At 61.5% G+C, this 8,449-nt stretch carries 3 protein-coding genes; 1 reads left to right on the forward strand and 2 read right to left on the reverse strand.

Going from position 1 to position 8,449, the window contains the following annotated elements; genetic code table 11:
• Nucleotides 1-4: 4 nt before the first annotated feature.
• Both VJ651_RS11840 and VJ651_RS11845 read right to left on the reverse strand, forming a co-directional pair.
• Nucleotides 5-3,196: a BTAD domain-containing putative transcriptional regulator gene (locus VJ651_RS11840; protein ID WP_324107645.1), complete on the reverse strand. Its 3,192-nt coding sequence runs from the start codon at nt 3,194-3,196 to the stop codon at nt 5-7.
• 205 nt (nt 3,197-3,401) lie between these two features.
• Nucleotides 3,402-6,524, reverse strand: coding sequence for a carboxypeptidase regulatory-like domain-containing protein (locus VJ651_RS11845; protein WP_324107646.1), 3,123 nt, complete (start codon nt 6,522-6,524; stop codon nt 3,402-3,404).
• Between the two features lie 777 nt (nt 6,525-7,301).
• Between VJ651_RS11845 and VJ651_RS11850 the strand changes: the two genes are divergently transcribed.
• A partial coding sequence (locus VJ651_RS11850) for an MCP four helix bundle domain-containing protein (protein ID WP_324107647.1) occupies nt 7,302-8,449 on the forward strand: 1,148 nt, incomplete at its 3' end.

An 8,449-nucleotide genomic window follows, 5' to 3' on the forward strand; every position in this document is an offset into this window, starting at 1 on the left:
CAAATCAGGAGCTGGCAGCCTGCAACTGCTGCGCCAGCGCTTCGATCTCGCTCGAGACCGGCGTCCCCAGCACGCTCAAGGCAATGCGTCGATAGCGCCGGTAGACCGCCAGCCCCTCGGCGTAGCGCCCCGTGTCCAGGTTGATCCGCATCAGCGTCTCGGTCAAGGACTTGCAATACGGATCGGCTTCAATCGCATGCTCCAGCAAGGTCGTGGCTGCGTTCATATCGTCATTGTTCGCCAGCAGGCGACCGGCGGCGCCGAGCACGCGCGCGATACGGCTGCGCCACAGCTCGCGCTGCGCCAGCATCCAGGTCGCGCTCTCCCCCGCCAGCATCTCGCCGCGATACAAGTCCAGCAGGCGATTCGCGGCGTCGGCGACATCGTCCGTTGTGGCATCAGCGCGTTCGATCGCCTGCTCCAGCAAGGACAATTGCCGCTCCAGCGCGGAGGTGTCGGTCCAGCAGATATCGCGATTGAAACTCAACATGCCGTGCTCCAGGCGGATGGTATCGGCACCCAGCGTGCCGCGCAGTCGCGACAAGGTGGTTTCCAGCGCATGCCGCGCACTGTCACCGTCGGAATCCGGCCACAAGGCTTCGGCGGCGCGATCGAAGGGCAACGGCGCCGGTGCATGTGCGGCAAGCATGCGGACCACGTCAAGTTGCCGATGCTTCGACTTGCCTTGCGAGCGGATTGGCTCGCCATCGAGTTCCAGTCGAAAGCCGCCGAAGCAATGGATCCTGACCGGCCACGGCCAGGATTGCGGCGCGTCTTCAGGCGGCGTAAGGCGAAAGGCACGAATCAATGCGCAGGCCGTATCGGTTTCGATATCGTGACGCAACGCGTGGACGCATAAGGGCTGCAGGATGCGCGGGACGGCGAACGACAGATAGCCGCCGCCCTGCCCTTTCAACTGATCGAACGCGCGCTGCACGAAACGCGAGGCGTCGCTGACCTGATCGCTGTCCTGGCGGCACAACGCGCCGTCCGACAGCAGCAGCCAGGCATCAAGCAGATCGGCGTGGATTGCTGCGACTGGATAATTGGTCTGCTCGCCCAGGCGGCGCAGCGCGACAAGCTGTGCCCGGCACGCCTCTCGATCCAGCACCGCATGGGCAACGCACTCGGCCACGCTGGAGCACAACTCATAGGGCACGCAGCCGAAGCGCCGGCCGGCCTCGCGTGCCAGGCGCGCGTGCTCCAGCGACGCACGCGCATCGCCCATCCAGCTTGATGCCCATGACCAGGTAAGGTGCACATGCCCGGCAAGATTGTGATGACCAGGCGGCGTCGAGGCAACTACCTTGTCGAGAATGGCCCGGACCTTGACGTGTTCACCGCGAAACATCAGCCCCGTGGCATGGATCAGCGCGTAGTGGCTGTCCATGATGCGGATGCCGCTTTCTTCGGAGGAGCGACAGGATCCCGCGTAGCTGTCGATGAGGCGCGCATGGTCGAGCGAGACCAGGGCGTCGTACAGCCGGATCAGGTAAGCGAGGTAGCGCGCATAGGACGACCAGGATGCCGATTCCGGAAGCGCGCCGATCAGTGCGTGCACGGACCGGACCTGTTGGTAACGTCCGGACAGAAAGTAGTGCTGCGTGAGCATCGTCGACAGACGCACCTTCAGCGTCGCATCAGCCGGCTGCCGCAAGGCGTCGAATGCGCGCTGCTCCCACAAGGGCATGTCGGCATGGCCGGGCTCGACGGTGAACAAACCGCTCCAGACACTGTGCGTCAAATGCGCCTTGAGCGTCGGGTCCGGCAACAGCTCGTAGTCGCGATGCGGATCGACGTGGCGGTTCAGGAAATCACGCAGCGGCTCCCGCGCCGCGCCATTGAAGAAATACGAGCTGATGATGGCGCTCAGGGCCAGGAAGCGATATTTGTGATTGCTCTGCGCCGCAAACGCCTCGAGCGCTTTCAGCAGCGCTTCGCGGGCGCGCGCCGTGTCGGTCATGAATACAGCCAGTCCCAGCCAGTAGTAGTGCCATGGACCGCAATGCTGCGCCGGCAAGGCATCGATCCAGCGCGCCAGCGTCTGATGGCGCGCGGTCGCGAACAATTCCTCCGCGCGCAGCTCGATCAAGGGTGCAGCGCATTGCGGCAGTCCATGTTCCAGCGCCAGCTTGATCGCCGCATCGAGGTTGCCCGCCGCTTCCAGCAATGCGACGCTGCGCTCGACGCGCTGCAAGCGTTGTGCTGCATCGTGATGCGCCTCTGCCCGATTGCGCAGAAAGCGCCGGAACAGCGGGTGCAGCATGTACTGCCGCCCCGGATATTCATAGATGAGCGCGCCGTGCGCGGCCAGCCGTGCCGCGACGTCGGCTGCGCCCGGCATGCCGGACAGGCTCACCGCCCACGCGCCGTTAAAGTATGGCAGCCAGCAGATCGCCAGCAGCGTTTCACGCTCGGCGTCGGTGAGCGCGGAAAACATTTCCTCCGCCAGATAACCCGCCACCGCTTCCGACATGATGTCTTCGGTTTTCAGCGCGGCTTGCGGTCGGCGTTTGAGCCAGGCGGCAATGAGCGCAATTCCCGCAGGCCATCCCCGGGTGATGCGGAATACCGCGTCGCGCAATTCGGTCGCGCGTTCGACCCGCAGCACATGCAGCAGCACTTCGGTCTCCTCGGGAGTGAAGGCAAGCGCGCTGACCGGCACTTCCTGCATCATGCCGTGCGCCAGCAGACGTGCGCAATTGGCCGGCGCCGGCGCACGGCTGAGCACCAGCAGCCGCACGCCGGACGGCAGCTCCTCGACCAGGATTTCCAGTAAATGCTTGAAGAATGGCGCTTGCTGGCAACGATGCGCATCATCCATCACGATACAAGCTTCGGGAGCGATCGCGCCAGCGAGCGATCGAATGAAAAGACGCAGATAACCCTGCAAGGCCGGGAGGTGTTCACGCAGCAGCGCGGGCGGCTGCCAGCCCGGCGCGACCGAACCCGTCACGATCGCTTGCTGGAAATACATGAGGAAGCTGGCCGGATCGACATCCGCCTCGTCGAGCCTCAGCCAGGCAGTCGGACCGGTACAAACCTGACAGAATTCCAGACCAAAACTGGTCTTGCCGGAACCAGCGGGCGCCACCACCCAGGTTAGCGGGACCGGCAACGGGCAAATGGCCTGTATCGCCGTCTGGCGGCCAATCAGCCGCGCAACCGGACGCGAAATTTTCGCGAGTGACGCCATGGTATTTATCTCCTCATGCCGCGGCGTCAGGGCACCGTCTTGGTTTTCGCCCGTCCGGCGACGGCACGAATTGCATGAAATGCAACGACGCGAATCATCGCATAAATTGACGAAAAGGCAAGTTTTTCGAAGGTAGCCTGCAACAAATGCAAACCGCCGGAACGCGTCCCGGCGGCAATGACGGTGGATGCTTATCAGGCGACCGTCAGCTCTGATCGACCTTGTTGCTCAGCGTGAAGTGCGCCTCGGCGTAGTTGTCGCCTTCCACCCACAGCCACCAGGTGCCGCTTTGCCCCGGCTTGAGGACAAAGGGATCGAGCTTCCATTCGTCGTAGTCGTCGGTGTCGTCGGTCGACGAGTCATAGCAGCGGATGGTCGCCTTGACCTGCACCACGTCCTTGTCGAGCAGGTCGAAGGTGAGGATCAGGCGGCCCATTGCATCGTCCGCCGTGCGGTCGAAATGCTTGACGACATGCGTCGACGAATCGGGACCGAGTTGCGCCACACCGTAGAAATCGCCGACACTGTGCGGATAGGCCGCAGCGGCAAATTCGTAGTCGGTGGTGCTCATCCAGCCGTCGATCGTGATGCGTCGGAACAGGTGTGACGGCAGCTGCAGATCGATCGTCACGCTTGATGTCTGGTTCGCCGCAACATTGATGCTGACTTCGGCGGTCAGATTGTTGCCGCTGCCATCGACCTTCTGCGCGTCGATCAGCACCTTGCCGACAGGGACGCCGGTCAGCGTGAAGCTGCCGTCCGCCGCCGTGTGGGTGAACTGGTTCTCGGAGATCTGCACATTGACGCCGGCCATCGGCTTGCCCTGGAAGCGCACCACTCCCTTGATGGTGCCGGTCTGCACCACCTTCTTCCAGCGGTAGATCGTCACCTGCTCCCAGCGCGCCGGACGATAGATCACCGGCTCCATGTAGCCATACAGCGGTGTATCGTAGAAGGTCAGGTTCTCCGGGCTGACTGCATTCGCATCGCCGGTCTGGCGCCACTTGTCGGAATCCTTCGAGTCGGTGTCAGCCCAGTCGGAGGCAAAGGTGTTCAGGATCTGATTGGCAAAATCGTCCGACACATCGGTCAGGAAATCGGCAAACGAAGATGTCGATTCCAGCACGATTTCCTTCACCCGGTCGAACAACACCTCGCCGGCGGCAAGGCGTTCGTCCGCCTGGTAGAGGTACAAGCCGTCGGGCGTGGACGGCACGATCTGCGCGCCGCGCGCCAGGTCGGATTGCTCCAGCGTGCCTTCCATCTGCGCGCCCGACTGGCGGATCGACATCCAGATCAGCGAGGAGCACACGGTCGGGAAGGTGTTGGCTGCCCACTTGGCCTCGGCCGGCGCCTTGTCGGTCAAGCCGACTTTCGGATCGGTATAGCAGAAGAAGCGGTAATGGCTTTTGCCAGCCTGCTGCGCGGCGAAGTCGGCGATGCCGTGCAGCTTCTGCCGGAGCTCCGGCGTTTCATTCAGCGGATCGGGCTTGACCACCATCATCGGCACCAGCTCGGAAGCGACGCCGCCCAGGTCCATCTTCGATTCGATCGTGCCGAACCCGCTCAGGTTGTAGGTCTTGCCGGTTTCCGGATCGACAAAATCCTCGCCGTTGACGGCATGCTCGATGGTTTGCGTGATGACGCCCGGCCACAGGTACTTCAAGACATCTGGCCGCGCGCCGTCGGCCCCGACGAAGCTCGACAAGCGGTCTTCCGATGCGGTCGAATGCGTGATCTCGTCACGATTGCGCGTCATGATGCCCGAATGCGAAAAGCGCTGCGGCGGTGTCACCGTCATCAGCACGCTCGAAATCAGGCTGCCGTTGCCGGGGCTGAGGATGAGGTCGCCCTTTTTCGCATTCATGAAACGGGCCGGCATCTGCACCCAGCGCTTTTCCTGCGTCGGCACGCAATACATGCCCTCGGGAATATGGTCCGGCAGGTTCCACGGATCGCACTCCTCGCCCTCCACCGGAAAAGGGGCCGGCATGTGCGCGTCGAGCGGCCTGGCGAGCGCCGGCTTGAGTGCCTGCAGCACGGAACTCGCGTCGAGATTCAGGCGCGCGCCCGCGGTCGGCGGCGATGCCTCCAGCATGTCGTGTCGCGCCAGTTGTGCCACTTCCGTGAAGCTGATCGATTTCGGATTGGCGACCAGGCCCTTGACGACCAGGTTATCCAGCGCCGATTGCGCGGCAAGGTCGACCAGGAATCTTTTGTGCATATGCTGCGGCACGTCGAAATGCGCAGCGACACGAACCGGCAGATTGTTCGGCCCCTTCCCTTTGTAATGCACCGTAAACGCGATCGCCTGCTTCGGCAACTGGTTGTTCGGAATCACCACGTTGATGCGCGTCTGCGTCTTCGCTTTCAGGACGACGCTGGCGGCAATTGGCAATTTCATTTCGAACTCGCGCGGTGCATCGTCGTAATTCAGTTCCAGCTGCCAGCCTGTCAGCGTCATGTCCACCGGTTCCGGATTGAATACGGTGAAGCTGGCGCGATAGGCACCGTCAACGAAGAAGGCGCTCAAGTCGGAATCCACGACCGCCGGCTGCAGCACGCCGCGCTGCTTTGTCAGGTAATACGGATTGGTGACGGTAACGCTGCGCTGAATGATGCGCGGCGCTTCGCCCGGCGATTGCACCGTGGCCTTGACGTGAAACACGGAGTACGGGCGATTGGGGTCGAGCTGCGGGCCGAAATCGTGTTCAACGCTCGGGTTGGTGGTGCCGAGCAAGATGTTGGTGCCGAGGCTCCAGGAATATACCGGCCGCGTCAAGCCGCCGCCGAAGGAAACCGGGATGCGCGCGGGTTTGGGTGCTGCCGTCGCCACCTGCGCTGTTGCGGAGACGATGGTCTGTGCCCGGATGACCGGCTTGATGGCAGGCGCGGCGAGAGGCTTCACCACGGGCGCGCCCGGGACCTGAGAGAGGGGCCGCTTGCCCACTGGCCGTCCGGTCGTTTTCGGCGGCGCGGTATGCAACAGGGACAGACGCAGACGGGTTGGCTGGTCGGGCGACGTGCGCACCTGCAGCAGCGGTGGCTGCTTGCCGTCGACCGGCACGGTGATCTGCACCGACGCATTCATTTTTTCAATGTGGCCACGCGTTCCGGCGACCACCCGGATGTTCTTCATGCCGGCGCGGTTCCAGACGAGGTATTGCCTGGAGCCGGGCACGCCGTTGATGGAAATCGGCACGGTCTCCGTGTTGTCGTAGGCGTGCCCGTCAGGCGCGCGCACTTCAACGCATACGCTTTCGCCGATTGCCGCTGTCGGCGGCGTGCAAATGATCGATCCGAGCAGCTTCTGTCGCATTTCTGGCATGTCTTCTCCCTTGTCTGGAATGGTGTTTGAGTTTGAATGAATGGAGGATGCTGCCGCACCAGCGGCCCTGCCATGGGACGGCGTGGTGAAAGCGGGACGAATTATGGCAAGCGGGTCCGCACAAATTCCTCACAAATACTTAACAGAAATGCATTTGTGCCAGGCATGGCACGAACTGCATGCCATGGCGTGCCCGATTTGATGAACGTCGAAGCGTACTTTGCTTTCCCATTTTCCGGAACGGGATTCGCAATTCCCGGGAAACCCGGAATGCCTCTCGACACACCTCAAACCTGCGAAAGGCGGATCAAATGCGGGCTTGCGGTGTCGCTGCGTGTTGAAGACGGCTGTTTTCTGGCCAAGTTGGAAATTTGTGGGCGCGTCAGCCTACCCGTAGGAACCTGGCCCGGGATTTGCTGAGGGTGTGGCTTGTCTCCTCCATCCTCAACAAGGGAAGGATTTAGCCCGTGACTGGCAACGGTCACGGGCTTTTTTTGGTTCTTCACGGATTTGCGCAGTTCGCGCGCCTCTCGGAAAGCGCATATCGGCAAGGTCGGCAAGATAAATAAAACCGGCCCACCAACCAATCGTTGCACAAAGACAACAACCAACTATCAATTTTCTTGATCCATGTTAAGTTAAGGGAGCTTACTCCAAGGCAACAATACATGAGATCTTGTCGTCGTTGGATTTGCCGGTAATCGTCGCGCGCATAGACTGCCTCTGGTGAACAGCTTGCCCGCGCCCGGCGGAAAACACTTCTCCAGGGAGACCGCAGTGAAGATCGCAAACATGAAGATAGGAACGCGCCTGGCGCTGAGTTTCGGCGTCATGGGCACATTTCTGGTTCTGGTTCTCGTTTTCAGCGTATCGATGTTGAGCCATGTCCATGATGGCACCGAGCTGATCGTCAATGACCGCATGCCGAAAATCGAGGCCGCGAGCGAGTTGCAGACGGAAATCGATAACATCGCCATTGCGCTTCGCAACATGATGCTCAATGAAGACAAGGCGGACCGGCAAAAGCAGATGGCCGACATCGAGGAATCGCGGCGCGCCGCCAAGGAACAACTTGAATTGCTGCAGCGCTCGCTTCGCTTTGCGAAGGCGAAGGATCTGGCGCAGCGGATGAACGAGGCCAACGACAAATACCTGAAAGGCCAGGACGAACTGATCCGGCGAATCAACAGCGGTTCTCCGGAGGATGCGAAAGCCTATTTGAGCAATGAGCTGCGCCCTGCCCTTGCCGCTTACAAGAAGCTGATCGGCGAGCAGCTCCAGTTGCAAAAACAATTTGCGCAGGAATTTGCCGCATCGGCCGCACAGACCTATGCCAACACACGCAATCTGATGATCGGCCTGGGCGCCCTGATCCTGGCTTTTGCGGCGGCGCTTGCCTACATCATCACTGTCTCGATTACGCGTCCGCTTGCGAAGGCGCTCAAGGTGGCAAATACGGTCGCCTCGGGAGATCTGACCAGTCATATCGATATTCGCTCGACCGACGAGATGGGGCAGCTCTTGCACGCGCTCAAGCTGATGAATGAAAGCCTGGTCAATACCGTCGCCATGGTGCGAACCGGGACCGAAACGATTGCCACCGCCTCGTCCGAAGTGGCGTCGGGCAGCCTGGACCTGTCGGCCCGCACCGAGGAACAGGCCAGCTCGCTGCAGGAAACCGCAGCCTCCATGGAAGAACTGACATCAACGGTCAAGCAGAATGCGGACAATGCGCGCCAGGCCAATGCCATGGCGGAAACCGCATCGAACGTCGCGGCCAAGGGCGGCGACGTCATCGCCAAAGTGGTTGTCACGATGGACGAGATCAACAACTCCTCCACCAGGATCACCGACATCATCAGCGTCATCGACGGCATCGCGTTCCAGACCAATATCCTTGCCTTGAATGCCGCGGTGGAAGCGGC

It is taken from the genome of Noviherbaspirillum sp., from assembly GCF_035254865.1.
In the GTDB taxonomy this organism is placed as follows: domain Bacteria; phylum Pseudomonadota; class Gammaproteobacteria; order Burkholderiales; family Burkholderiaceae_D; genus Noviherbaspirillum.

Bases quoted from the DNA above. Each gene is read 5' to 3' on its own strand.
- VJ651_RS11840 (WP_324107645.1), bottom strand. From the start codon at position 3,196: ATGGCGTCACTCGCGAAAATTTCGCGTCCGGTTGCGCGGCTGATTGGC.
- VJ651_RS11845 (WP_324107646.1), bottom strand. From the start codon at position 6,524: ATGCCAGAAATGCGACAGAAGCTGCTCGGATCGATCATTTGCACGCCG.